The sequence below is a fragment of the Prevotella sp. P5-108 genome (assembly GCF_002251385.1).
Classification (GTDB): Bacteria; Bacteroidota; Bacteroidia; order Bacteroidales; family Bacteroidaceae; genus Prevotella.
The window spans coordinates 105,960-131,563 of record NZ_NPJJ01000043.1 but is presented as its reverse complement, the minus strand read 5'-3'; the positions used below and the strand labels follow the sequence as shown (position 1 = coordinate 131,563).

Genomic DNA, 25,604 nt, shown 5'->3' with positions numbered 1-25,604 from the left:
CTTATCAATACTCGCTCCACGATTTGATTTCAAGATCATCGAGGTTAAGAGTGCAGAAAGCATGAATGAAGGCACTTGCCAGACGGCTGTTGGTAATCAGCGGGATATTGAGGTCTATCGCAGTGCGACGAATCTTGTAACCGTTGGTAAGCTCGTGCTGGGTGAGGTCCTTGGGGATGTTGACCACCATGTCTATCTTGCGCTCATGCATAAGCGTGAGAGCCTGAGGCTGCTTGCCCTCGTCAGAGGGCCAATAGACCATAGTGTTGGCAACGCCGTTTTCGGCCAAATAGCGAGACGTACCACCAGTCGCATAGAGCTCGTAGCCATGCTTGATAAGCGTGCGCGCCGTATCGAGAAGCTCGGCCTTCTGCTTGGCACCACCGGTAGACAGCAGCACAGTGTGCTTGGGTATGCGGTGGCCTACGCTCAACATGGCATTGAGCAGAGCCTGATTGGTATCATCACCCAGACAGCCCACCTCGCCGGTAGAACTCATATCGACACCCAAAACAGGGTCTGCCTTTTGCAAGCGGTTGAACGAGAACTGGCTCGCCTTGATGCCCACATAGTCAAGGTCGAAGAGATTCTTATTGGGTTTCTCTACGTTCAGACCCAGCATCACCTTGGTGGCAAGCTCGATAAGGTTGAGCTTAAGCACCTTGCTCACGAAGGGGAACGAACGCGAAGCACGCAGGTTGCACTCGATGACGAGGATATCGTTGTCGCGCGCCATAAACTGAATATTGAACGGGCCGTTGATATGGAGGGCCGCAGCTATCTCCTTGCTTACGCGCTTGATACGGCGCACGGTCTCAACATACAACTTCTGGGGCGGGAACTGGATGGTGGCGTCGCCAGAGTGAACACCGGCAAACTCGATATGCTCGCTGATGGCATAGGCCAGTATCTCTCCGTTCTTGGCGACAGCGTCCATCTCTATCTCCTTAGCATGCTCGATAAACTTGCTCACCACCACGGGATGGTCAACGCTCACATTGGCCGCCAACTGCAGGAACTTCTTCAGCTCGTCCTCATTGGAGCATACATTCATGGCTGCTCCCGACAGTACATAGGATGGACGAACGAGTACGGGGAAACCTACACGGTCGACAAACTTGCCGATATCCTCCATACTGGTAAGTGCGCTCCATTCGGGCTGGTTGATACCACGCTCAGTGAGCATGGCAGAGAACTTGGCACGATCTTCGGCATTGTCGATATCCTTAGCCGATGTACCCAGGATTGGCACATTCTCGGCATCGAGCCACATGGCAAGGTTGTTAGGAATCTGTCCACCGGTAGACACCACCACGCCATGAGGATTCTCCATCTCGATGATGTCAAGCACACGCTCGAAGGTGAGCTCGTCAAAGTAGAGACGGTCACACATGTCATAGTCGGTAGATACGGTCTCTGGGTTGTAGTTAATCATAATTGAGCGGTAGCCCTCTCTGCGTATGGTGTTGAGCGCCTGCACTCCACACCAGTCAAACTCTACCGAGCTGCCAATGCGGTAAGCTCCCGAACCGAGGACGATTACCGAACGCTTGTCGTTGGTAAACTGTATATCTGAAGTCACACCGGCATAGGTGACATACAGGTAATTGGTCTGGGCGGGATATTCGGCAGCCAGCGTATCTATCTGCTTCACGACAGGCAGAATGCCATAATTCTTGCGCAGACGGCGAACCACCATTGTGGCTTTGTGCATATTGCCCATCTCGCCTTCCAGACCGATGGCACGGGCCACCTGGAAATCAGTAAATCCATAAACCTTGGCTGTGCGCAGCAACTCCTTGTCCAACGTATTGGCGTTGACGGTCTTGAGCTGCTCGTCGATGTCTATGATGTGCTTGAGTTTCTCGAGGAACCACTTGTCTATCTTGGTAAGTTCGTGTATCTGGTCTACGGTATAACCCTTGTGCATGGCCTTGGAGATGACAAACACTCGCTTGTCGGTGGGCTCTCTCAGGGCGGCATCGATATCAGGTATTTCCAGTTCCTTGTTTTCTACAAAGCCGTGCATACCCTGCCCTATCATGCGCAGACCCTTCTGGATGGCTTCCTCGAAGTTGCGCCCGATAGCCATAACTTCTCCAACCGACTTCATGCTCGAGCCCAACTCCTTGTCCACTCCGCGGAACTTGGAGAGGTCCCAGCGGGGAATCTTGCACACAACATAGTCGAGGGCTGGTTCGAAGAAGGCGCTGGTGGTCTTGGTCACAGAGTTCTTGAGCTCGAAGAGGCCGTAGCCCATACCCAACTTGGCGGCAACGAAAGCCAATGGATAGCCGGTGGCTTTGGATGCCAATGCAGAAGAACGGCTCAGACGCGCATTGACTTCAATCACGCGATAATCCTCGCTCACTGGGTCGAAGGCGTACTGAACATTACATTCGCCCACGATGCCGATGTGACGGATTATCTTGATAGAGAGCGCACGCAGTTTGTGATACTCGCTGTTGGTAAGCGTCTGCGAAGGGGCTATAACGATAGACTCGCCAGTGTGGATGCCCAGCGGGTCAAAGTTCTCCATGTTACATACGGTGATACAGTTGTCATAACGGTCGCGCACCACCTCATATTCTATCTCCTTCCATCCCTTCAGACTCTTCTCGACGAGCACCTGGGGAGAAAAAGAGAAGGCTTTCTCGGAGAGCTTGTTCAACTCGTCCTCGTTGTTGGCAAATCCACTGCCGAGTCCGCCCAACGCATAGGCTGCACGTATAATCACAGGGTAACCCAGTGTGGCAGCGGCTTTGCGCACCTGCTCGATATTCTCGCAGGCTTCGCTGCTGATGGTCTTGACATTAATCTCATTGAGTTTCTCTACGAAAAGCTCGCGGTCCTCGGTATCCATAATGGCTTGGACTGGGGTTCCGAGCACACGGACATTGTACTTCTTGAGCACTCCGCTCTGATAAAGCTCCACGCCACAGTTGAGCGCGGTCTGGCCTCCGAAGCTGAGCAAGATACCATCAGGGCGCTCCTTCTCAATGACACGCTCAACGAAATAAGGCTGGACGGGAAGGAAGTAAATCTGGTCGGCCACTCCCTCGGAAGTCTGCACGGTGGCAATGTTGGGGTTGATAAGCACGGTCTTTACACCCTCCTCGCGCAAAGCCTTGAGGGCCTGAGAACCAGAATAGTCAAACTCTCCCGCTTCGCCGATTTTCAATGCGCCTGAACCAAGCAGCAATACTTTCTTTATACTTTCATCTTTCATGATGTATATCTTACTTATTTAATGTTTCAACAAATTTATCAAACATGAACTCTGTATCTACCGGACCAGAACAAGCCTCTGGATGGAACTGGCTGCTAAACCAGGGATTGGTCTTATGGCGAATACCCTCGTTGGAACCGTCATTCATATTGACAAAGAGTTCCTCCCAATCGGCACCGAGGGTCTTGGCGTTGACTGCATAGCCGTGGTTCTGGCTGGTGATATAACAATGTGTTGTGCCAACCATACATACCGGCTGGTTGTGTGACCTGTGGCCGTACTTGAGCTTGTATATATTGGCTCCGGCTGCCTTTGCGAGCAACTGGTTGCCCATGCAGATACCACAGATAGGCTTGCGCGACATATTCATCTGCTTCTTGATAATCTTGACTGCATCTTCGCAAGTGTCAGGGTCGCCAGGGCCGTTGGCAAGGAAGAGTCCGTCGAAGTCCATGTCGGTATAATCATAGTTCCATGGTACACGTACGACCTCAACGCCACGGTTGATGAGGCAACGGATGATGTTGGCTTTCACGCCACAATCGACAAGCACAACCCGCTTGCCAGCACCCTCGTTATACTTGATAATATCCTTGCAACTTACGAGGTCAACAAAATTAACGCCCTCATAGTCGGCCTCGGGGATAATATCTGGCTCGTCATCAAAGAGGATTTTACCCATCATCACACCGGCTTCGCGCAACACTTTGGTCAGTTCGCGAGTGTCAATGCCTGTGATGCCTGGTACATGCTCACGCTTCAGCCACTCGGCCAAGCTCTCTTTAGCATTCCAGTGAGAGTACTGCTCGCTATAGTCGGCAACAATGATGGCCGAAGCATAGATTCTGTCACTCTCCATGAATGTGGGCAGACCATTGGGTTCAAAACTGAATGGGGGTACGCCATAGTTGCCTACTAAGGGGAACGTAAGCACCATCAACTGGCCTGCGTAGGATGGGTCGGTAAGACTCTCGGGGTAGCCCATCATCGCAGTATTGAAAACCACTTCTCCGGCTACTGGTTTCTCATAGCCGAATGATTTGCCATGAAACTTGGTGCCGTCAGACAATACTAAAGTTACATTTCTCATTATCTATCAGTTTGTTATTCTTGTTTGTATATGGTGTCTATATAGTTAATGAATGCCTGGTTGCAAAGACGCGTTCCTCCAGGGGTAGGATAATTGCCCGTGAAATACCAGTCGCCTTTATGATGTGGAATGGCTTGTCTCAATCCGTCGATCGACTGGAACACAATCTCAATGGGTGTTGTCACTCCCTCAGGCCGGAGCATTTCCACTATCTTGCTGTTGATTTCTGCAACAGTAAACGGCTTGTACAAATCTCTCACACAGTTGCGCATCTGGGCTTTGGGCTTGTTCATCTCTGACTTGCAGTTGTTGTAGGTGTCGAGGATGAGCTGCTGCATGCCACGTTCTCTTATCAGTTCCATGGTCGCACGGAAAACGCAGAACTCTTCCAAGCGCGCCATGTCTATGCCGTAATAATCAGGATATCTTATCTGGGGCGCACTGCTTACCAGCACCATCTTCTTGGGATGCAAGCGGTCAAGAATGCGTATGATACTCTCCTTGAGAGTGGTTCCTCTTACGATACTGTCGTCTATTACCACGAGGTTGTCTCTGCCCTCATCTACGCTGCCATAGGTAATGTCGTAGACATGTGATGCCAGGTCGTTGCGCGAATTGCCCTCTGTGATAAACGTGCGCAGCTTGATATCCTTCCATGCTACCTTCTCCATCCTTACAGACTCGGACAGTATTCTGTCGAGTTCTTCGTGCGTGGGAATCCTTCCCAAGGATTGGATAGCAGCAATCTTTTTTTCATGCACATGTTTTTTGAACCCCTGTACGAGTCCGTAGAATGCCACCTCGGCAGTATTGGGGATGAACGAAAAGACAGTATGCTCCGTATCTCCCCCTACGGCTTCGAGTACAGGCTCGGTGAGAAGTTCACCTAATCTCTTGCGCTCCTGATAGATGTCCCGGTCAGACCCGCGCGAGAAATATATGCGCTCAAAAGAGCAGGCAGAATCTCCGGCTTGCTCTCTGATGCGCTCTATGCGGCATTGTCCGTTGCGCTTGACCAGCAGAGCCATTCCAGGTTCAAGTTCCTTAACCTGCTCGCAGGACAAATCGAATGTCGTCTGAAGCACGGGACGCTCAGAAGCCAACGCCACAATCTCATCATCTTTATAATAATAGGCTGGACGTATCCCCCAAGGGTCTCGCATTGAGAACATCTCTCCCGAACCGGTAATACCGCAGACTACATAGCCTCCATCAAAGTCGGCCATCGAAGTCTTGAGAACGTTAGCCATCTCCACATGGTCATCGATATAACGAGTAATGTCCTTGCCTTGAAGTCCTTCGTGTTGGGCATTGACAAAGTTGCGCTCCACTTCACGGTCCAATCTGTGACCCATCAGCTCAAGCATGATATAGCTGTCGCTGTATATTCGCGGACTTTGTCCCTGACTTGTAAGTCGTTCGAAAATCTCTTCTATGTTGGTCATATTGAAGTTGCCACACAAACAGAGATTCTTGGCTTTCCAGTTATTGCGTCGCAGGAATGGATGCACATATTGCAGTCCTCGTTTGCCCGTGGTCGAATACCTCAGATGTCCCATATAAAGCTGGCCCGCAAAGGGAAGACGCTGCTCTATATAGTCAGAATCGGCCATCTGTTCTGGAGTAACATCCTTGAAGTTCTCATGAACGGTAGCAAATATTTTGCGAATGGCGTCTTTACCCTCGGCACGTTCACGGAACATATATTCATGGCCAGGTTGAGTATCAAACTTCACGCATGCCAGTCCTGCGCCTTCCTGTCCGCGATTGTGCTGCTTCTCCATCATGAGGTATAGCTTATTGAGACCGTACATCCAAGTGCCATACTTGTGCTGATAATATGACAACGGCTTCAGTAGTCTCACCATAGCTACGCCACACTCGTGTTTCAATGTTTCCATGTGTTATCCCTTATATATTCAAAAAAATGAAGAATGTTATTATTACTTTCACACTCTTCATTTTTTTAGTCTTTTAATTTCTTACAATATTTACAATCAACGATGCCACCGAGGTAACGATACCAACAAACGAGAACCATAATGTGGTCGAACTGCCGATCCCTGAGTTCTTGGCTTTGACGCCATTGGGTTCGACATAGACGATATCGTTCTGCTGTAAATAATAATAAGGTGAATTGAATACATTCGCATCGTTGAGATTAATGATATGATACTCCTTCTGCCCTGTCTCAGACTCACGGATAAGTATCACATTGTCACGTTTGCCATAAATAGTCAGGTCACCCGACTCAGCCAACGCTTCCATAATGCTCATCTTCTCGGTAGTGACGGCTACCACTCCTGGCTTGTTTACTTCGCCCAACACTGTAACGTGATAACTTGACATCCTCACGGTCACAACAGGAGTCTCGGTCTTAGAGAGATATGGAGAAATCTTCTTGACAATAAGGTCCTGGCATTGTGTCTTGGTAAGACCTTGCACATGTATTTTGCCTACAATTGGGAAATTGATGTTTCCATCGTTGTCAACAAGATAACCTTGCAACGAGCCGGCTCCGGAAGACAATTGTCCTGTGGGGTTGATAACATTGCTTACTGCAAGATTGAATGGCAAAGCCGCTTCTGGTGTCTGTGTGTTTACCGTGATTGTCAACATATCTTTAGGCAGAATCTTGGCATCATATAAACCCTTCGACTTATCGAAATCCACTGACTGGATATTCTGGAAATATGCCACCTTTTTACTACTGCTACAGCCTGCCAAGACCAGCAATGCCATCAGCAAGACAAACGAAATCGTTTTACATTTCATATCGGTATCGAGTATTTATAAACTTTTTGCAAAAATACTACTATTTTTTCAAAGTGGCAAAAGAAACTGGATGAAATATAAATAATAATGGTGTTTATGTGGTTATCGCAATGGCCCCTACACTCGTCGGAGCCAGAAATGAGCTGGATATCTGCAACTGCAAGGAATCTGTAACAACTTTTTAACAGCGGCTTACGACCGTTGTCATAAAAAAGCAGTAACTTTGCAACAAAATTGATTATAGACAATGCATTATTCAGAATTATTATTCTTTGCAGGCTTCGTAATATTCATAGTAGCCATACTTCTCGTAGATATGTTTGCCATCGACCGTAAGGCACACGTTGTCTCTATCCGCGAGGCGGGAATATGGACCACGGTGTGGATTGTGTTGGCACTGCTTTTCGGTGTATTCCTCTGGTTTCATGGTGACATGATTCATGGCATACACACGATGGATGACCTGCAGGAAGTGTCGCGTAGGTACGCCACCCACCTAAATTTGGACAGAGTTAGTCTGGAAGATGGCATTGTCCTTTACCGCCACAATATGGCTATGTCGTACATAACGGGTTATCTAATCGAAAAGATGCTCTCTGTAGACAACCTCTTCGTTATGATGATGATATTCACCTCGTTCAAGGTTCAGAACACCGAGTTTCAACATGTCTTGAATTGGGGTATTTTTGGAGCCATCATCATGCGCTTCATATTCATATTTGCTGGCGCAGCCATCCTCACACGCTTTGAGTGGATACTTATGATTTTCGGTTTCTTCCTTGTTTATAGTGCATACAAGATGTACCGTGACCGTAACAAGAAAGACGATGCCGATGCATCAAAACAAGGATTGGTTAGGTTCCTTTCCAAGCATTTCAGAGTCTATCCGCAGTTCGCAGGCGACCATTTCTTGGTGAGAGCCAAGAAAGTTGGCGAAGAGTATGTCATGGCGGCTAAGCAACAGGGCGGAAAATGGCACATTACGCCTCTGCTTGTCACTGTATTCGTAATCGAATTGAGCGACTTGATATTCGCTTTCGACAGCATTCCTGCCGTCTTCTCTGTATCGCTTGACCCCTACGTGGTCTTCTTCTCCAATATATTTGCCATATTGGGACTGAGAGCTATGTTCTTCCTTCTCTCCGCCATAGCCGACAAGTTTATTTATCTCAAGACTGGTGTTTGCATTCTCTTGCTCTTCATCGGTATAAAACTCATCATTAGCGATTTTGTACACATCGACAATCTCTGGTCGCTTGGCTTTATCCTTGTGGTGCTTGTAGGCAGCATAGCCTTCTCCATGCTCAAGCCTCGAACAATTGAACAGAAGTAAGTTGAACGTCTTTAGACGGAAGTTGCGTATCATATAAAAATGCTAAAGTATAATGGTTTCCTATTTGTAGAGCCATTATACTTTAGCATTTTAGAATAGATGGAGACCGACAGTACTAATCTCCTGTATATTGTCGCAAGGCAGCAATTAAAGCTGTATTCTCACTCTTGGTACCCACAGTAATACGCAGGCAATCGTTACACAATTTTACACGCGTGCGATTACGCACGATGATACCCTTCTCCACAAGATAATCATAAATTTTCTGTGCATTAGTCATTTTGGCGAGAAAGAAGTTGGCATCAGTAGGATAAACACCATGGCAACAAGACAAATCGACAAATGCCTTCATCGTACGAGTGCGCTCTGTCAGTAATACGTCTATCCATTGTTCTACCTCAAATGGATCAGAGAGCATTTCCATCGCCTTAAGCTGGGTGAGATAGTTCACATTGTAGGGATATTTCACCTTATTAAATATGTCAATCACTTCCTTTCCGGCAAAAGCCATACCGAGTCGGATGGCTGCACAGCCCCATGCCTTACTCATAGTATTGAGTACAATCAGATTAGGGTATCGTTCCAGTTCTGCCCTGAATGGTTTGACTTTGGAGAAATCACTGTATGCTTCATCAACCACAACCATGCCGTCAAAACCATTGATGACTTTCTCGATTTCATCCCTGTCGAGATTGTTTCCAGTCGGATTGTTGGGGCTACATATCCAGATTAACTTAGTATGGTTATCACAGGCGTCCAGCAACTTGTCTGCCTTTATCTGGAAATTGCCTTCCAAATCAACGGCACGATATTCCACATCATTGATGTCGGCACATACGCGATACATACCATAAGTTGGCTCGATGGCAACCACGTTGTCAATTCTTGGTTCGCAGAATACACGATAGCAAAGGTCTATTGCTTCGTCGGAACCATTACCCAGAAACATACACTCAGGACTGACATGTTTGACTTTGGCAATCTTTGCTTTAAGTTCGAGCTGCAACGGGTCCGGATAACGGTTCAGAGGATTGTTGAACGGGTTCTCGTTGGCATCGAGAAAAACTTTGGCCTCGTGTCCATTATATTCATTGCGCGCACAGGTATAAGGCGCCAGACTCAAAATGTTTTTGCGTACTAAACTGTTTAAACTCTTCATTTTTACAGATTGGTTAAACGCACACGCATAGCATTGGCATGTGCTTCAAGTTGCTCATTCTCTGCCATAGTGACTACGGCTTGACCGATAGAATCTACGCCCTGACGTGACAGATGTTGGAAAGTTATCTTGCGACAGTAGCTGTCAAGATTGACTCCATTGTATGCCTTGGCATAGCCATGAGTGGGCAGAGTATGATTAGTACCACTGGCATAGTCACCAGCACTCTCGCAAGCATATTGTCCAAGGAACACACTGCCTGCGTTGACAACCTTTTCAGACAGTTCCTTGTAGTCTGCCGTAGCTATAATCAGATGTTCCGGAGCATAGGCGTTACTTATTGCCATGGCTTCTGCCGTATCATGAACCAAAACAAATTTGCTATTCTCCAATGCTTTGACAGCAATCTGTTTGCGTGGAAGAACTTCAAGTTGAGATTTAATCTCGGCAATGATTTCATCCAACATCGTTTCCGATGTGGTGATGAGCAATACCTGTGAGTCAACGCCATGTTCTGCCTGTGATAATAAATCTGCAGCTACAAATATAGGATTGCTTGTGTCGTCTGCGATGACGCAAACCTCCGATGGACCAGCAGGCATATCAATGGCGACATCGGTAAGTGACACATGTTGCTTGGCAGCCATAACATATTGGTTGCCGGGACCAAATATCTTATATACCTTTGGCACCGTTTCTGTACCATAAGCCATGGCTCCGATTGCCTGTACTCCGCCTATCTTGAATATTTCTGTCACGCCTGCTATTTTGGCTGCCATAAGGATGGCGGGATTTACTTTTCCTTCTTTGTTTGGCGGGGTACAGATGACAATATCCTTGCAACCAGCAATTTTGGCAGGAGTTGCCAACATTAGAACCGTAGAGAACAAGGGAGCAGTACCACCCGGGATATAAAGTCCTACCTTTTCGATAGGCATACTTTTCTGCCAGCAGTCGACGCCGGGACATGTCTCAACGTGATGGCTCTGAAAACGTTGGCTTTCATGAAAGGTATAGATGTTATGATAGGCTGTCAAGAGTGAATTCTTCAGCTCGTCATCTATCAAGCCTTCAGCTTCATTGATTTCGTCTGCCCTCACTTTCAGGCTATCCAATTCAACATGGTCAAACTTGGACTCGTATTTTCTTACGGCTTCATCGCCATTAGCCTTGATATCTGCCAACACATCTTTTACCACCTCCGCAAGTTGTTGGGTATCCAGATGAGGTCGGGCCGCTATCTTTTCCCAGTCCGTTGCGGCAGGATAGTGAAAATACTCGCCGTAGATGGTTTTCTCTCTATTCATCCGTTCTTTCGTTTAGATGTTCTATAAAATCATTTTCTCTATCGGGGTAACCAAGATTCCTTGTGCCCCAAGCTCTTTGAGTTTACCTATGATTTCCCAGAATCGCTTTTGGCTTAACACAGTATGAACCGAGCACCACGCATCGTCTGCCAGAGGAATTATGGTAGGGCTTTTCAAGCCGGGAAGAACATTGATGATTTCTTCCAGCCGATTTTTGGGAACATTCATTCTGACATACTTCTTGTCTTCTGCATTCTTTACTGCCGAGAAACGGAACAGCATTTCTTTCAGGACGCTCTTCTTGTGTTCGTCCATCGACTTGTTGCCGATAAGAAGGGCCTCGCTCTCCATGACTACTTCCACCTCACGCAAGTTGTTGCTCACAAGTGTCGAACCGCTGCTGACGATATCGAAGATGGCATCTGCCAGTCCTATTCCAGGTGATATTTCCACACTTCCAGTAATTACATGAATCTCCGCATTGATGTTGTTCTTATTCAGGAAATCTTTCAGAATGACAGGATAAGAAGTAGCGATTTTCTTGTTGTTAAACCATTTCAGCCCTTGATAGTCGATATCTTTGGGAATAGCGAGCGACAGCCGGCATTTGCTAAAGCCCAGACGCGACACGATATCCGAACCGCCACCTCTTTCTATATATTCATTCTCTCCTACTACTCCAAGGTCGGCAACCCCCGTAGCTACGCTTTGGGGAATGTCGTCATCACGCAAATATAACACTTCGACAGGGAAATTGGTTGACTGTACCAATAATGTACGTTTGGATGCGCTTATTTTTATATCTGCCTCTGCAAGCAGTGACATTGTGTCTTCATACAAGCGGCCTTTGGATTGTACTGCTATCCTTAACATAACATACTATAATAATTAGTGTTGATTATCATGAAAATTGTAATGCAAAAGTAGATAAAATGTTTCATTAATCCAAATAATGTAGTAACTTTGTACTAATTATGCGATTAGACAAATATTTATTCATAATTTTTGCGCTTTTGTTCATGGCTTGTCAGCATGACAAGAAGGTTGAGCAAACGCCTTGGGGCACGAGTCTCGAGACCAATACAGACTCTATATCCACCGACTATACCTTTAACGATATCCTCAACAATGGCGAGATTATCATGCTCACCCTTTCCGGCCCTCAGACCTATTACGAATATCACGGCAGAGGTATGGGAACCCAGTATCTGCTTTGCGAAAAGTTTGCACAGACACTTGGAGTATCGCTCCGCGTTGAAGTATGTAAAGATACGGCAGAACTTGTCCATCGGTTGAAGCAAGGCGAGGGCGACATTGCCGCCATCCCACTCCCCCATTCCATCCATGGCATAAAGTTTTGTGGTGTTTCTTACCCCAAGGACAAAACCAGTTGGGCAGTAGGCGATGCTAATACGGCTCTTGCCGATACCCTTAACCGCTGGTTCAAACCGGTAATGATTACCCAGATAATCAAGGAACAAGAGTTTGCCCTCTCCACCCATAGTATCAAGCGTCATGTCTATTCCCCCATGCTCGACAAGGGCGCTGGTATCATTTCCAAATACGACCATCTATTCCAGAAGTATGCCCCCGTGGCGCGCATAGACTGGAGATTGCTTGCTGCCCAATGTTATCAGGAATCTACATTTGACCCCAAGGCGCGCAGTTGGGCTGGTGCATGTGGTCTCATGCAGATTATGCCCGAAACAGCCGACCACATAGGCTTGCCAAGACATCTATTGTATGAACCCGAAGCTAATATTGCCGCTGCGGTAAAATACATCGCACAGCTCAATGAAAAATTCAGAGATATTCCCGACAAAGCGGAAAGAACCAATTTCGTCTTGGCCAGTTACAATGGCGGTTATCATCATATTCGCGATGCAATGGCTTTGGCCAAGAAGCATGGCAAGGCGCCACACCACTGGAGAGATGTAGCTGGCTTTGTATTGGGGCTGCGCGAATCTCGTTTCTATAACGACCCGATTGTGAAATATGGCTATATGCGTGGTCACGAAACCGTAGATTATGTCGAACGGATTCATGCAAGATATGGCCAATATCGTGGCTCTGCCTCTTCGTGTTCTTTCCAGGGTAGTTACGACAATCTTGAGCCACAACGAGCCAAAAAGAAGTATAAATATCACATTTGATTGCATATTCATTAAACTCACGACTACATTCTACGTCTTAATAGATATAGTTCATTAACAAATAAACAATTAAAAAGAAAATTATGAAAAAGTTCGTATTGACATTATTAGCCTCAGTGCTGATAGGAACAAGTGTTAACGCTCAGGAAGCGAAGTGTGGCTCTTGCAAGAAGCAGGATAAGGCTCAGCACAAGACTGAGATGATGGCCCAGAAGCTCGGTTTGGATGAGGCTCAGAAAGCCAAGGTTCTGGAACTCAACAAGAATTTTGAATTGAAGCTGCAGTCTGCAGTCTGCGAAGGCAAGCACGCTGAGAAGAAAGATTGCTGCGGCAAGGGTGAGCATAAGAATGAAGGCACTTGCAAGAAAGATGAGAAGAAGCAAGATGGCTGCTGCGACAAGAAAGACGAACAGAAGAAAGACGGTTGCTGCGATAAGAAGGTAGAGACCGAGAAGAAGTGCTCCAAGGAAAATCATGCCGCCGGCGAAGGCCACTGCAAGAAGCAGCAGGGCCAGCATCATCACAAGAAGATGTGTCCCAAGAAGATGAAGCAGCTGCACGAAGAATATATGAAGGAACTTCAGACCATCCTGAATGCTGAGCAGATTGCCAAACTGAAGGAAAACTGCAAAAGCTGCGACCACCACAAGAAGGAAGAGCAGAAGTGTGAAAAGTAATCACCATGCCATCATGAATATGGCTTGACTCATTAATCATAGATTAAGACTTACAGCCTCAGGACACCTGTTGTCCTGAGGTTTTTTCATAGATGTATGTATCATTGCTTACCAGAACACCATGCTGAGATGGACGGAAAACGTGGAGAACGAACAAAAAAACATGGCATTATTTCTCCATGCCTCAATTTTTGACTACCTTTGCATGTATCATAATAATAACAATCATAAGAATGAATAAGAACTTATTTATTTCCATGGCAGCAATTGCCTTGATGACAAGCTGTAGTTCCACCCAGAAGATGGCGTCAGTGGCTGATTTGTCTGGCGAATGGACGATAGAACGTATCAACGGTAGTGCAATAGACAAAAAAGCCGGAGATGAGATACCCTTCTTAGGGTTTAACACCAAGGACAAGCGAGTTTATGGTAACACGGGGTGCAACAGCCTTACAGGTCTGCTCAAAACAAAGAACAACAAAATAGACCTCAGTGGTATGGGATGCACGCTCATGATGTGCGCCGATATGACCAATGAGCAGAAGGTATTGAAGGCTCTGGACAAGGTGAAGCGATTTGACGTCAACAACGATGGAGAGTTGGTGCTGACAGATAATGCCAATAGCGAGATATTTTTGTTGAAAAAGAAAAAGTAATAAGTTATGAATAGAGCTCAACTTACAGCACAGATTGCCGAAAAGGCTGGAGTATCCAAAGCCCAGGCCGGCAAACTTCTGAACACAGTATTAGGCTGTATAGCCGACAACATCTGCGAGGGAGACGGCGAGGTGGCCATTCCCGATTTCGGCCGTTTCTATATCAAGAGCTGCCAGGCACGCACAGGTTTCAATCCCAACACCAAAGAGCGTATTGAAATCGAAGCCCATGATAAAATTGCCTTTAAGGCTTCTGACAATATGGCCATTTACAGTCGCAAGCATTCTGCAGAGTAATCTGCAAGGTGTATATTAAATGGAAAAGTCGCTTATCTTGCTTGTAGATAAGCGACTTTTATCATTTGTCAAGTTTATAGAAATCTATAAGGGTCCTATCCTTTGATTGCTCATTCTTGCCTATTTCTTGGTCAGCGACTTCAGCCACTTCATGGGCTTTTTGAGCAAGCCGGAAATACCCGAAGCATCTTTCTTCTCAGTTTTTGCACGCTCCTGGCGAGCAGGAGTTGCCATCTGCGGTTTTGCATTCACGGTCCCGTCTTTCTTCATAGAGTTTGGACGACGATGCTTTGGCTTGTTATACTTCTTATCCTTGGGTTTGTCGCTCTTGTCTCTTGCCTTCTCACCCTTGTCCTTTGCCTTGTCTCCTTTATCCTGCTGGTTGACAGGCTTGTCCATAGCTGGATGGCTGGGCTTGTTGTCGGGGTAGCGTCTTCTTCTGTTTTTGCCATTATCTCCCTTGTCGGCAGACTTCTGCTTTTCCTTGACTTGGTCAGACTGTCTGTTCTGCTCCTTGCCTCTTTCAGAGTCCTTGCGAGGCTTGTGCTTATGGGCATTCTGGTCTCTGCTCTTGCGGCGAATTGATTTGGCCTTGGCCTTGACCACCTTGTATTCAGGACCTTCCATACCTTCTGGAAGAGGATTTTTCTCAACTTCTTTTTCGAGAAACTTCTCTATGTCTTTGAAGGCGGCGATATCCAGATCGCTGACAAAAGTAATGGCGGCACCATCACGGTCTGCACGCGCGGTACGACCAATACGGTGTACATAGTCTTCTGCATCGTGGGGCACATCATAATTGATGACCATAGCGATGTCGTCGATATCTATTCCGCGTGCCACAATATCGGTAGCCACGAGCACATCTATCTGTCCGCTCTTAAATTTGAACATGATATCGTCACGCTCAGCCTGCGAAAGGTCTGAGTGCATCTCTCCCACAGAAATCTTGGCCTTGGTCAAGGCGCGACTTACTTCCTTTACCTTGGTCTTCTTTCCGCAGAAGATTATCACGCGCTTCAGTTCATCCTGCTTGAACAGCCATTTGATAATCGATATCTTCTGGGGCTCGTAACACAGGTAAGCGCTCTGCTTGATTTTCTCAGCCGGTTTGCTTACGGCGAGTTTTATGACCACAGGGTCTTTCAGCAGAGTCTTTGCCAGGTCCTCTATCTTCTTCGGCATGGTAGCCGAGAACATAATTACCTGGCAGTCCTTTGGCAACAGCTTGGCTATGGTCAGGATATCTTCCGAAAAGCCCATATCCAACATTCTGTCGGCTTCATCAAGGATGAAGAATGACGTCTTGCTCAAATCTACATTACCTATATTAATATGGCTGATAAATCGTCCGGGAGTTGCGATTACGACGTCAGCGCCCATACGCATACCCTTGGTTTCCTGGTCAAAACGGTTACCATCGTTGCCACCATATACAGGCACGCTACTTACTCCGTTGAGATAGTAGCCGAAACCTTGGAACGCTTGGTCTATCTGTTGCGCCAGCTCGCGGGTCGGCGACATGATGACACAATTGATGGAGTCCTTGGGATAGCCTCCGCTATCCAACTTGGAGAGTATGGGCAGCAGATAGGCTGCCGTCTTTCCGGTTCCAGTCTGTGCTACTCCCAGCACATCACGGCCTTTGAGTATTTCAGGAATACAGTTTTCCTGAACAGGAGTACACTCTTCAAAATGCATATCATAGAGTGCATCCAGCACGTTGTCATTTAAATCTAATTCGTCAAAATACATATTCTACTAACTTAATGGCTTACAGCCAATGTAATACTAATTGGGAGCCTGTCGATAGCAATAATAAGCTACACAGGCAAATATAACATTAGGAATCCATGCCGCCAGGAACGGTGGGAATCCAGCGTTGATTGCAAATGTTGAAGATACGGTCTGCAGCATGATGTAGGTGAAACTCAAAGCCAGACCTATACCCAAATACAAGCCCATACCGCCCTTTCGCTTGCGTGATGACAAAGAGAATCCAATGATTGTCAGGATAAATGACGCAAACGACGACGCTATACGTTTATGATATTCCACCTGGTATTGCACCACATTGCCACTACCACGGTCTATCTGCTTGGAAATGTAGTCTTTCAGCTCAGGACTGGTAAACGTCTCCTGCTGGCCCTTTGAGTAGACCAGGTCGGTAGGCTCCATCTGTATCAGCGTATCAAGTTTAGTGCCACTCGTAATACGCTCTTTGAGGCCTTTGAGCTGTCTTATTTTCCAGTTGCTGGCTGTCCAGTGAAACTTTGAATCAGAGATGGTGTCATACTGTATCTCCATAGCTGTCAGGTGACTTACCAGCTTCTTGTTTTCAAACTTGTCCAAAGAGAAACCGTAACCTTTCTTCTGGTTGTTGTCATAGTGCTGTATGTAGGCGATAATGCCCTTACCCACCTGCAGCTGCACGTTCTCGGCCGAGGTGTTCTTGGCGCGGTTTTTGTATTTTGCCTCAAAGTTCTGTCTGATTACCGTACCATGGGGGATGACATAGGCACTGAGATAATAAGACAGCATGGCAATGAGCACACAGGAGAACATATAGGGACGCAGAAGACGCTTGAAGGATACACCTGCCGCCAACATCGCTACAATCTCCGAATTGCTTGTCAGTTTAGACGTAAAGAATATTACGGCAATGAAGACAAACAACGGGCTGAACAGATTAGAGAAATAAGGAACGAAGTTGACATAATAGTCAAAGACGATGGCTTCGAGCGGAGCATGGAAACGGCTGAACTTCTCCAGGTTCTCGTTGACGTCAAAGACGATTGCCAACGAGATTATCAGCGCGATGGCAAATACATAAGTACCAATAAACTTACGGACAATATACCAGTCGAGTCGCTTCAGATAATTGGATGGACTGAGAAAACGCAGCCACTTCAATTGCCTGTACACTTTATGCAGCACATTGCGCACGCCAGCGGTGTGGTCGTACAGCCATTTGATAAGTTTATGCATCCACACTGGATGTGTGCTTATCCATCTGGCTATCTTGTAGCGCGTAAAGTGACGTCTTAAATCTCTAATGTTAGCCATATCAGATTCTCCTTCCTAACTGTTCTACTATGCTGTTCTTCCACTGCATGAAATCACCTTGTTCGATATGCTTGCGGGCATCGGTGACCAGACGAAGATAGAATGCCAAGTTGTGGATACTTGCTATCTGCATAGCCAACAGCTCCTGAGCCTTAAACAGATGGTGAAGGTAGGCCTTGGTATACACCAGGTCGGTTTCGCAACCGTTAGGGTCAATGGGGCTAAAGTCCATTTCCCATTTCTTGTTGCGCATGTTCATCGTACCCTGGTAGGTGAAGAGCATGGCATTGCGACCGTTGCGCGTAGGCATTACGCAGTCAAACATATCCACGCCTCTGGCGATGGCTTCCAGTATGTTTTCGGGCGTACCCACACCCATGAGGTATCGGGGCTTGTCCTTAGGCAGAATGTCATTGACCACCTCTATCATCTCATACATTACCTCCTTAGGCTCTCCTACTGCCAGACCGCCGATGGCATTGCCGTCGGCACCTTTGTCAGCCACAAACTTGGCAGCTTCACGACGCAGGTCCTTGTAGGTACATCCCTGAACAATGGGGAACAGGCTCTGCTTGTAGCCATACAGGGGCTCGGTTTCCTCGAAGCGTTTGATACAGCGGTCCAGCCATCTGTGGGTAAGGCCGAGGCTTTTCTTGGCGTATTCATAGTCGCTCTTTCCAGGAGGACACTCATCGAGCGCCATCATGATGTCGGCACCAATCACGCGTTCAGTGTCCATCACATTTTCAGGAGTGAAGATATGCTTGGAGCCATCGATATGAGAACGGAACTCGCAACCCTCTTCACGCAGTTTTCTTATACCGGTCAGAGAGAAGACCTGAAAACCGCCACTGTCGGTAAGGATAGGTTTCTCCCATCCGTTGAAACCGTGCAGACCACCAGCCTTACGGAGCACCTCAAGTCCAGGTCTGAGATACAGATGATAGGTGTTGCCAAGGATAATCTGGGCCTTCACCTGTTGGCGAAGCTCTTCAAAATGCACCCCCTTGACAGTGCCACACGTACCTACCGGCATGAATATCGGGGTTTTTATCTGGCCGTGGTCGGTGGTTATGATACCCGTGCGAGCATCACTGTATGTATCTGTATGTTGTAGTTCAAACGTCATTTCTTTATCGTCTTCGTTATTTCTCTTTCTTGTCTTCTTCTATATCAAAGTGTACCGCATTGGCTACCTTCTCATCCAGCAAGGCATAGTCCCACACATCCTGAATATTCTCCACATAGTGGAAGTTTACTCCTTCAAGATACATGGCGGGTATCTCTTCGATATCCTTGCGGTTGTCCGCACACATCAGTATATCTGTAATTCCCGCACGCTTGGCTGCCAGGATTTTCTCCTTGATGCCACCCACGGGCAGCACCTTGCCTCTCAGGGTAATCTCGCCTGTCATGGCTGTGTTCTTTCTTACCTTGCGCTGGGTGATGGCCGAAGCTATCGAGGTAGCGATGGTGATACCAGCCGATGGGCCGTCTTTGGGCGTAGCGCCCTCTGGCACATGGATATGCATATTGTACTGGTCGAATATGCGGTAGTCTACATTCAGGCGTTCAGCATGGGCCTTGACATATTCAAGTGCAATGACGGCACTTTCCTTCATGACATCACCCAGATTACCTGTCAGGGTGAGCTTGCCTGCCCTACCCTTGCTGAGCGATGTTTCGATGAAGAGTATTTCGCCTCCCACGCTTGTCCAGGCCAGTCCTGTCACCACTCCAGCATAGGCATTGCCCTGATAGATGTCGCGATAGAACGGTGGCTTGCCCAACAGGCCTTCCAGTTCTTTGGGTGTCACCTTCTTCAATGGCAGAGAGCCTTCTTTAGCCATCTGATATGCCATCTTGCGCAGAGACTTGTTGATCTGCTTTTCCAACTGGCGCACACCGCTTTCGCGTGTATATCGCTCGATGATGGTTTCGAGGGCAGCCTTGGTGAAGGTTGGTTTCTCGCCGACCTTGACAAAACCATTGTTTTCCAGTTCGCGAGGAACCAGATGGCGCTTGGCTATCTCTATCTTTTCCTCGGTGATATATCCGCTCACCTCTATGATTTCCATACGGTCGAGCAGAGGACGGGGGATTGTATTCAGCTCATTGGCTGTGGCTATAAACATGGCTTTGGACAGGTCGTAATCGACATCGAGATAATTGTCGTGGAAAGCCGTGTTCTGTTCAGGGTCAAGCACCTCGAGCAGAGCCGACGAGGGGTCGCCATTGTGGGTGTTCTGTGTAATTTTGTCAATCTCGTCGAGGATGAAGACGGGGTTGGAAGAACCTGCCTTCTGGATGCTCTTGATGATACGGCCGGGCATGGCACCGATATACGTACGGCGGTGACCTCTGATTTCAGACTCGTCATGGAGTCCGCCCAGTGACACGCGCACATACTTGCGGCGCAAGGCCGAAGCGATGCTCTTGCCAAGACTGGTCTTGCCCACACCGGGAGGACCGTAAAGGCAGATGATGGGCGACTTGAGGTCACCTCTTAATTTAAGCACGGCGATATACTCGAGGATGCGCTCTTTCACTTTCTCCATGCCATAGTGGTCATGGTCGAGAATGCGCTGTGCACGCTTGAGGTCCAGGTCGTCCTGAGTGTACTCGCCCCAAGGCAGAGACACATAGGTCTGCAGATAGTTGAGCTGCACACTGTAGTCAGGACTCTGGGGGTTAAGTATGTCGAGTTTTTCCAGCTCTTTCTCAAAGACTTTAGCCACTTCGCTCGACCATTTCTTATTGCGGGCTTTCTCTTCGAGCTCTCTCTTCTCGGGCGAGCCTTCGCCACGGCCCAGCTCTTCCTTGATGTTCTTGATCTGCTGCTGCAGGAAGTACTCGCGCTGCTGTTCGTCGAGCTCTTCACGTGTCTTCATACGAATCTGATTGCGCAACTGCAAGAACTGCAGCTCGCGGTTGAGCAGGCGCAAGGTGTTGAGCGCACGGTCCATCAGGTTGCTCTCCTCGAGAAGTTCCATCTTGTCTTTTACCGAGAACGGCAGAGCCGTGCAGAGGAAGTTGAGACTGATTATGGGATTGTGGATGTTGTCAATAGAGAACACCATCTCGTCTGCCAGCTCGTCATTCTTATGGATAAACTCCTTTGAGGCGGCCACCAGGTCTATCATGGCAGTATTGAATGCCTTGTCGTTGACATCGGGCATGATTTCCGAGCGTTCTGACACGGCGCCACAGAGATAGGGACGTGTCTTCTCGATGCTGTCCAGGTGGCAACGGCCCATCATTTGGAAGATGGCGGTACAGTTTTCACTACCAGGAAGCTCGATGCGTCTTACCAGTTTGGCATAACAGCCATAGCGATAGAGGTCTTCCTCGCGAGGATGCTCTATATCAGGGTTCTTCTGTGAGAAGATGGCTATGAGTGTGCCGGGGTGCTTATCCAGATAGTTGAGGAGGTTTACACTCTGCTCGCGGCCTACGAGAATAGGCGAAATGACGGCAGGGAACATCACCATATTGCGTGTTGCCAGAATTGGAACAACCCCTTCCGGTGTCGTACCATAGAGGTTGGTGATATCTCCATCATACTCTGCTATCATCTGTATTGATGCTTTATTTCTTTCGTCCATTATGGTTCGCTTTCAATTTGAACTGCAAAGTTAGTCATTTTTATTCAATTTAAGGTTATCTCAGTTTCTTATTTTATAATAAGTAACTAAAAACTATTGATATCGTGCAGTTTTAAGAAATCACGCCGTCATGACCGCGCGATTTGAGGACGAGATTGATGCGACTATCTTCCGACCTTAGTGGCATAGGTTATTCATGCGGGCAGAGCCACGAGGGGACTCCCGAAACCATCTTTTGGAATAAAATGACCATTGTGCATAGAAAAAATGGATGAACTTGAAAAGAGAGTCATAATAAATTATTAAATTTGCATCGTCATAGCAACTGCTACTTGGACGCTGAGCGGCACACTTGACACCTACACATCTATTAAAATATGAATTATTGACCTCAATCACATAAACAAGATGAACAAAGACCACGAGAGTATCGCCGCATTCGGTACTAAGAGTTATGTAAAGCACGAGCTGATGGACCTATTGTTCATCACGCTGGGTATTTCCTCCTATGCGTTTGGTTATACCGCATTCATCCTCCCCGAGAAGTTTGTCATGGGTGGCGTGTCGGGTATCTCGGCATTGCTGTATTACGCATTCGACATCCCCACCGCCATCTCTATCTGGGTATTGAATATCACGCTGCTTCTCATCGGTTTCAGGGCGCTCAACAAGCAGTTTACCATACGTACGATTATCGGCGTCACCATACTGTCTCTGGTTATCGGAGTCATGCAGCCGTTCTTTGCCCACCACCTTGTCATCACCGTTGGTGAAGACCGCTTCATGCATGTGCTAATAGGTGGAATTCTGGGTGGAGCCGGATTGGGCATTGTGTTCAGCCACAACGGTTCTACGGGCGGCACCGACATCATCGTGGCATGGCTGAACAAGAAATTCAGTTTGAGCTTCGGGCGAGCCATGCAGTTCATTGACTTTACCATTATCAGTTCGTCGTACCTGCTATACCACAGTACCGAAATCATCATCTATGGTATCGCCTTTACGCTCATAGCCAGCGTCACGTGCGACTACATCATCAACGGTACCAGGCAGACGGTGCAATTCCTCATCATTTCCAAGAAATACGAGCAGATTGCTGATACCATCAACAAGGACGTCAATCGCGGCGTAACCCTGCTCCAAGGCACCGGATGGTACTCCAAGCACGATGTGCATGTGCTGATGGTGCTGGCGCGCAAATATGAGTCGCAGGATGTGCTCAACCACATCAAGAGCATAGACCCAGAGGCTCTTATCTCACAAACTTTCTGTCACGGCGTCTTCGGACAGGGATTTGACACTATCAAATAGACGTGTCGTCGACATCCAGGCATAGGCATGCACTATGGTCATTCCTATAGTGCATGCCTATTTTTTTGCCCCATGCGCGTCATCGTCTGCCCAGACCATAGACAGAGTGGTTGCGGGGTGCGAATTAGGAAAATCACGGTTTGAAACGACTGTTTGGAAGCGCGAAATGAATAATTCACAGTTTGAACTCAAGAATTATTTCATCTCGAGCAGGATGACAACTATGAGGAGAGATTATTCTTGATGCACTTGGAATGAATTGGTGTTCCCAGCGATGACAGACTGCAATCGGCGGCTTATAGCGATAGACAGCAAGGGGAAGGAATGGATGGTAAACGAAAAAACTCCGTTCATCATCCTTACGGAATGACAAACGGAGTCTATCTATAAAATCATGAAAGTCTTGTCGCGCATCAACCTCATGCTGTGCTTGGTGCTATGACAGTTGCTGCATCTGTCTGAGCAGCTCTTTCTGGCGTGCATTGAGCCCAGTGGGGAGAGTGACGTTGTAGGTGATAATCAAATCGGAGCGTTGGCCATTGCCCAGGTCATATCCCTTTGCGCGCAGTCTAACCTTGGTACCATTCTGAGTCTCAGCTTTAACCCTCAGTTTGATGCGCGAGCCATCACCCAGTTGGACCATCACCTCGCCGCCAAGCAAGGCTGTGTATAAATCGATGGAAACAGAGGCTTCCATATCCTGTTGCATACCTCCCTGCATAGAAGACTGATGACGGCTATGGAAACCACCACCTCCAAACAGGTTTTCGAAGAAACTGGAGAAGCCATTACCACTTCCACCACCCATACTGCTGAAATCAAAGCCCTCAAATGGACTGCCACTGCTCCAGCCCCCAGCTTCCTGCTGGCCGCCAAAGTTGCCAGCCTCGCGCCAATGCTCTCCATACTGGTCGTACTTCTTACGCTTCTCGGGGTCGTTGATTACCTGATACGCCTCGTTGAGCGCCTGGAACTTGGCTTTGGCTTTGGGGTCATCGGGATGCAAGTCCGGATGGAACTGCTTTACCCTCTTGCGGTATGCTGCTTGTACATCTTTTTGTGGGATGTTCTTGTCTACACCTAAAATCTTATAATAATCTACAAATGCCATATTAAAATCCTCCTATCTGCCAACTTTTATTGCAAAAACCATGCCTAACTCGCGATTATTTTGTACTTTTGCAATGCTAATATATAATAAGGTAATATATGAAAAAACTTATAGCAGTTATGGCGTTATTGCTTCCTTTCGGATTGACATGCATGGCCAAATCCAAGACGGTCACCATCAAAATTGTTCAAACCAGTGATGTTCACGGCAGCTTCTTCCCCTACGATTACATCAACCGCAGGCCGATGGCTGGGTCGATGGCACGTGTCAGCAGTTATGTCAAGCAGCTGCGCGAGCAACATGGCGACAATGTGATACTGCTCGACAATGGCGACATACTGCAAGGGCAGCCTATCTCTTACTATTCCAACTACATCGACACTACATCTGAGAATATAGCCGCCTCGGTGGTGAACTACCTCAAGTACGACGCACAGACCATAGGCAACCACGATGTCGAGCCTGGTCATGAGGTGTATGACAAATGGATAAAGGAAGTGAAATGCCCTGTTATTGCAGCCAATATCATCGACACCAATACCGGCAAGCCCTATCTCAAGCCTTATACTATACTTAACCGCGGCGGAGTGAAGATTGCCGTGCTGGGAATGATAACTCCAGCCATCCCCAACTGGCTGACAGAGCGTCTGTGGAGCGGTCTCTCCTTTGTAAATATGGTTACGGCTGCCCGTGAATGGGTGAACTATCTCAAGGCCAATGAAAAGCCTGATGTCATCATCGGTCTCTTCCACAGCGGAAAGGAAGGCGGTATAGTCACCGCCGACTACGAAGAAGATGCTGCATTGAAGGTGGCGCGCGAGGTGGATGGCTTTGACCTCATCCTGTTCGGCCACGACCACACACCTTATGCAGACTATGTCACCAGCGAAAGCGGAAACAAGGTGCTGTGTCTCGACCCTGCCAATGCAGCACGAAAAGTGGCTGAAGCGACCATCACGATAGAAAAAGGCAAAAAGCACTGCAAGAAGTCTGTCGAGGGCCAGCTGGTAGATGTAAGAGACATAGAGGTCGACAAAGAGTATATGGCTCACTTTGAAGAGTGGATTTCCAAAATCAATGCCTTTGTCAACAAAAAGATAGGAACCTTTGCCAATTCAATATCAACACGTGATTGCTACTTTGGTTCAAGTGCGTTCAATGACCTGATACTCAATCTGGAGTTGAAGATTACCGGCGCAGACATAGCCTTCAACGCACCATTGTTGTTTGACGCACAAATCAACAAAGGCGATATCTATGTCAGCGATATGTTCAAGCTGTACAAGTACGAAAACCAGCTGTACGTGATGCGTCTCACGGGCGAAGAGATACGCAAGCATCTCGAGATGAGTTATTCGCTCTGGGTCAACACCATGCAGTCGCCCGACGACCATCTGCTACTGTTGAATGAATATACCAAAAACGACCAGCAGAGAATGGGTTTCCAGAACTTCTCGTTCAACTTTGACAGTGCAGCCGGCATAGACTACGAGGTAGATGTAACCAAACCTAACGGCCAGAAGGTCACAATCCATCGCATGAGCAATGGACAGCCGTTTGACCCCAAGGCCTGGTATAAGGTAGCTGTAAACAGCTATCGTGGCAATGGTGGCGGCGAACTGCTCACTCGTGGTGCCGGTATCAGCCACGACAGTCTGGAAAGCAGGATAATCTGGCGCAGCGACAAGGACCAACGCTACTATCTGATGAAGGCCATCGAAAGCGAAGGAACACTTGACCCACAACCCAACAACAACTGGAGATTTGTGCCAGAGCAGCTGGTCATGCCTGCTGCAAAGCGTGACTACGAGTTGCTGTTCAATCGTAAAAAGTAA

General features: G+C 47.5%; 19 protein-coding genes. 7 read left to right on the top strand and 12 right to left on the bottom strand.

Features of this window, described 5'->3' with window-relative positions; translation table 11 throughout:
- Positions 1–4: 4 nt before the first annotated feature.
- From carB to CIK95_RS08690, 4 genes are all read right to left on the bottom strand, one after another.
- Positions 5–3,229 carry a carbamoyl-phosphate synthase (glutamine-hydrolyzing) large subunit gene (gene carB / locus CIK95_RS08705; protein WP_094466808.1) on the bottom strand — a complete coding sequence of 1,075 codons (3,225 nt, stop codon included), beginning with the start codon at positions 3,227–3,229 and terminating at the stop codon, positions 5–7.
- 10 nt (positions 3,230–3,239) lie between these two features.
- A complete protein-coding gene (gene carA, locus CIK95_RS08700) occupies positions 3,240–4,319 on the bottom strand; it encodes a glutamine-hydrolyzing carbamoyl-phosphate synthase small subunit (RefSeq protein ID WP_094466807.1) in 1,080 nt (359 codons plus the stop codon).
- 14 nt (positions 4,320–4,333) lie between these two features.
- Positions 4,334–6,220: an amidophosphoribosyltransferase gene (locus CIK95_RS08695; RefSeq protein WP_094466806.1), complete on the bottom strand. Its 1,887-nt coding sequence runs from the start codon at positions 6,218–6,220 to the stop codon at positions 4,334–4,336.
- 73 nt (positions 6,221–6,293) lie between these two features.
- Positions 6,294–7,094, bottom strand: coding sequence for a polysaccharide biosynthesis/export family protein (locus tag CIK95_RS08690; RefSeq protein ID WP_094388361.1), 801 nt, complete (start codon positions 7,092–7,094; stop codon positions 6,294–6,296).
- 247 nt (positions 7,095–7,341) lie between these two features.
- On the opposite strand from CIK95_RS08690, the gene CIK95_RS08685 reads away from it, so the two are divergent.
- Entirely contained in the window at positions 7,342–8,427 is a 1,086-nt protein-coding gene (locus tag CIK95_RS08685; protein ID WP_094466805.1) for a TerC/Alx family metal homeostasis membrane protein, read from the top strand.
- Between the two features lie 115 nt (positions 8,428–8,542).
- Here CIK95_RS08685 and hisC read toward each other — a convergent pair whose 3' ends face one another.
- From hisC to hisG, 3 genes are read right to left on the bottom strand one after another with little or no spacing between them, the layout of a single operon-like run.
- Complete coding sequence (gene hisC / locus CIK95_RS08680) at positions 8,543–9,586, bottom strand: histidinol-phosphate transaminase (RefSeq protein WP_094466804.1); 1,044 nt, start codon at positions 9,584–9,586, stop codon at positions 8,543–8,545.
- Between the two features lie 2 nt (positions 9,587–9,588).
- On the bottom strand, positions 9,589–10,893 hold the full coding sequence (gene hisD / locus CIK95_RS08675) for a histidinol dehydrogenase (RefSeq protein ID WP_094466803.1): 1,305 nt from the start codon (positions 10,891–10,893) through the stop codon (positions 9,589–9,591).
- Between the two features lie 21 nt (positions 10,894–10,914).
- On the bottom strand, positions 10,915–11,766 hold the full coding sequence (gene hisG / locus CIK95_RS08670; RefSeq protein WP_094386384.1) for an ATP phosphoribosyltransferase: 852 nt from the start codon (positions 11,764–11,766) through the stop codon (positions 10,915–10,917).
- 146 nt (positions 11,767–11,912) lie between these two features.
- Here hisG and CIK95_RS08665 point away from each other — a divergent pair, with 146 nt between their 5' ends.
- The 4 genes from CIK95_RS08665 (at position 11,913) to CIK95_RS08650 (ending at position 14,676) form a co-directional block, all read left to right on the top strand.
- Positions 11,913–13,046 (top strand): transglycosylase SLT domain-containing protein, encoded by a 1,134-nt coding sequence (locus tag CIK95_RS08665; protein ID WP_173823486.1) that lies wholly within the window; start codon positions 11,913–11,915, stop codon positions 13,044–13,046.
- An 83-nt stretch (positions 13,047–13,129) separates the two neighbouring features.
- Positions 13,130–13,723 carry a hypothetical protein gene (locus CIK95_RS08660; protein WP_144007788.1) on the top strand — a complete coding sequence of 198 codons (594 nt, stop codon included), beginning with the start codon at positions 13,130–13,132 and terminating at the stop codon, positions 13,721–13,723.
- 233 nt (positions 13,724–13,956) lie between these two features.
- Positions 13,957–14,379 carry an META domain-containing protein gene (locus tag CIK95_RS08655; RefSeq protein ID WP_158214738.1) on the top strand — a complete coding sequence of 141 codons (423 nt, stop codon included), beginning with the start codon at positions 13,957–13,959 and terminating at the stop codon, positions 14,377–14,379.
- A 6-nt stretch (positions 14,380–14,385) separates the two neighbouring features.
- On the top strand, positions 14,386–14,676 hold the full coding sequence (locus CIK95_RS08650) for an HU family DNA-binding protein (RefSeq protein WP_022310985.1): 291 nt from the start codon (positions 14,386–14,388) through the stop codon (positions 14,674–14,676).
- A gap of 120 nt (positions 14,677–14,796) precedes the next feature.
- On the opposite strand, the gene CIK95_RS08645 is transcribed toward CIK95_RS08650, so the two are convergent.
- Genes CIK95_RS08645 through lon form a run of 4 tightly spaced genes read right to left on the bottom strand, consistent with a single transcriptional unit; the run spans position 14,797 to position 21,347 of the window.
- Complete coding sequence (locus tag CIK95_RS08645) at positions 14,797–16,431, bottom strand: DEAD/DEAH box helicase (protein ID WP_094466802.1); 1,635 nt, start codon at positions 16,429–16,431, stop codon at positions 14,797–14,799.
- A 36-nt stretch (positions 16,432–16,467) separates the two neighbouring features.
- Entirely contained in the window at positions 16,468–17,742 is a 1,275-nt protein-coding gene (locus tag CIK95_RS08640; protein WP_094466801.1) for an LptF/LptG family permease, read from the bottom strand.
- Position 17,743: 1 nt separating this feature from the next.
- Positions 17,744–18,871 (bottom strand): tRNA guanosine(34) transglycosylase Tgt, encoded by a 1,128-nt coding sequence (gene tgt / locus CIK95_RS08635; protein ID WP_094466800.1) that lies wholly within the window; start codon positions 18,869–18,871, stop codon positions 17,744–17,746.
- A gap of 16 nt (positions 18,872–18,887) precedes the next feature.
- Entirely contained in the window at positions 18,888–21,347 is a 2,460-nt protein-coding gene (lon, locus tag CIK95_RS08630; RefSeq protein ID WP_094466799.1) for an endopeptidase La, read from the bottom strand.
- 408 nt (positions 21,348–21,755) lie between these two features.
- On the opposite strand from lon, the gene CIK95_RS08625 reads away from it, so the two are divergent.
- Complete coding sequence (locus tag CIK95_RS08625) at positions 21,756–22,658, top strand: YitT family protein (RefSeq protein ID WP_022310990.1); 903 nt, start codon at positions 21,756–21,758, stop codon at positions 22,656–22,658.
- 436 nt (positions 22,659–23,094) lie between these two features.
- Here the strand turns inward: CIK95_RS08625 and CIK95_RS08620 are convergent, their stop codons facing one another.
- Positions 23,095–23,769: a DnaJ domain-containing protein gene (locus CIK95_RS08620; RefSeq protein WP_094388371.1), complete on the bottom strand. Its 675-nt coding sequence runs from the start codon at positions 23,767–23,769 to the stop codon at positions 23,095–23,097.
- 98 nt (positions 23,770–23,867) lie between these two features.
- Between CIK95_RS08620 and CIK95_RS08615 the strand changes: the two genes are divergently transcribed.
- Positions 23,868–25,604: a bifunctional UDP-sugar hydrolase/5'-nucleotidase gene (locus CIK95_RS08615; RefSeq protein WP_094466798.1), complete on the top strand. Its 1,737-nt coding sequence runs from the start codon at positions 23,868–23,870 to the stop codon at positions 25,602–25,604.

What these genes read in the sequence shown, in the direction of transcription:
- carB (WP_094466808.1), bottom strand. Translation starts at nt 3,229, where the DNA reads ATGAAAGATGAAAGTATAAAGAAAGTATTGCTGCTTGGTTCAGGCGCA.
- carA (WP_094466807.1), bottom strand. Translation starts at nt 4,319, where the DNA reads ATGAGAAATGTAACTTTAGTATTGTCTGACGGCACCAAGTTTCATGGC.
- CIK95_RS08695 (WP_094466806.1), bottom strand. Translation starts at nt 6,220, where the DNA reads ATGGAAACATTGAAACACGAGTGTGGCGTAGCTATGGTGAGACTACTG.
- CIK95_RS08690 (WP_094388361.1), bottom strand. Translation starts at nt 7,094, where the DNA reads ATGAAATGTAAAACGATTTCGTTTGTCTTGCTGATGGCATTGCTGGTC.
- CIK95_RS08685 (WP_094466805.1), top strand. Translation starts at nt 7,342, where the DNA reads ATGCATTATTCAGAATTATTATTCTTTGCAGGCTTCGTAATATTCATA.
- hisC (WP_094466804.1), bottom strand. Translation starts at nt 9,586, where the DNA reads ATGAAGAGTTTAAACAGTTTAGTACGCAAAAACATTTTGAGTCTGGCG.
- hisD (WP_094466803.1), bottom strand. Translation starts at nt 10,893, where the DNA reads ATGAATAGAGAGAAAACCATCTACGGCGAGTATTTTCACTATCCTGCC.
- hisG (WP_094386384.1), bottom strand. Translation starts at nt 11,766, where the DNA reads ATGTTAAGGATAGCAGTACAATCCAAAGGCCGCTTGTATGAAGACACA.
- CIK95_RS08665 (WP_173823486.1), top strand. Translation starts at nt 11,913, where the DNA reads ATGGCTTGTCAGCATGACAAGAAGGTTGAGCAAACGCCTTGGGGCACG.
- CIK95_RS08660 (WP_144007788.1), top strand. Translation starts at nt 13,130, where the DNA reads ATGAAAAAGTTCGTATTGACATTATTAGCCTCAGTGCTGATAGGAACA.
- CIK95_RS08655 (WP_158214738.1), top strand. Translation starts at nt 13,957, where the DNA reads ATGAATAAGAACTTATTTATTTCCATGGCAGCAATTGCCTTGATGACA.
- CIK95_RS08650 (WP_022310985.1), top strand. Translation starts at nt 14,386, where the DNA reads ATGAATAGAGCTCAACTTACAGCACAGATTGCCGAAAAGGCTGGAGTA.
- CIK95_RS08645 (WP_094466802.1), bottom strand. Translation starts at nt 16,431, where the DNA reads ATGTATTTTGACGAATTAGATTTAAATGACAACGTGCTGGATGCACTC.
- CIK95_RS08640 (WP_094466801.1), bottom strand. Translation starts at nt 17,742, where the DNA reads ATGGCTAACATTAGAGATTTAAGACGTCACTTTACGCGCTACAAGATA.
- tgt (WP_094466800.1), bottom strand. Translation starts at nt 18,871, where the DNA reads ATGACGTTTGAACTACAACATACAGATACATACAGTGATGCTCGCACG.
- lon (WP_094466799.1), bottom strand. Translation starts at nt 21,347, where the DNA reads ATGGACGAAAGAAATAAAGCATCAATACAGATGATAGCAGAGTATGAT.
- CIK95_RS08625 (WP_022310990.1), top strand. Translation starts at nt 21,756, where the DNA reads ATGAACAAAGACCACGAGAGTATCGCCGCATTCGGTACTAAGAGTTAT.
- CIK95_RS08620 (WP_094388371.1), bottom strand. Translation starts at nt 23,769, where the DNA reads ATGGCATTTGTAGATTATTATAAGATTTTAGGTGTAGACAAGAACATC.
- CIK95_RS08615 (WP_094466798.1), top strand. Translation starts at nt 23,868, where the DNA reads ATGAAAAAACTTATAGCAGTTATGGCGTTATTGCTTCCTTTCGGATTG.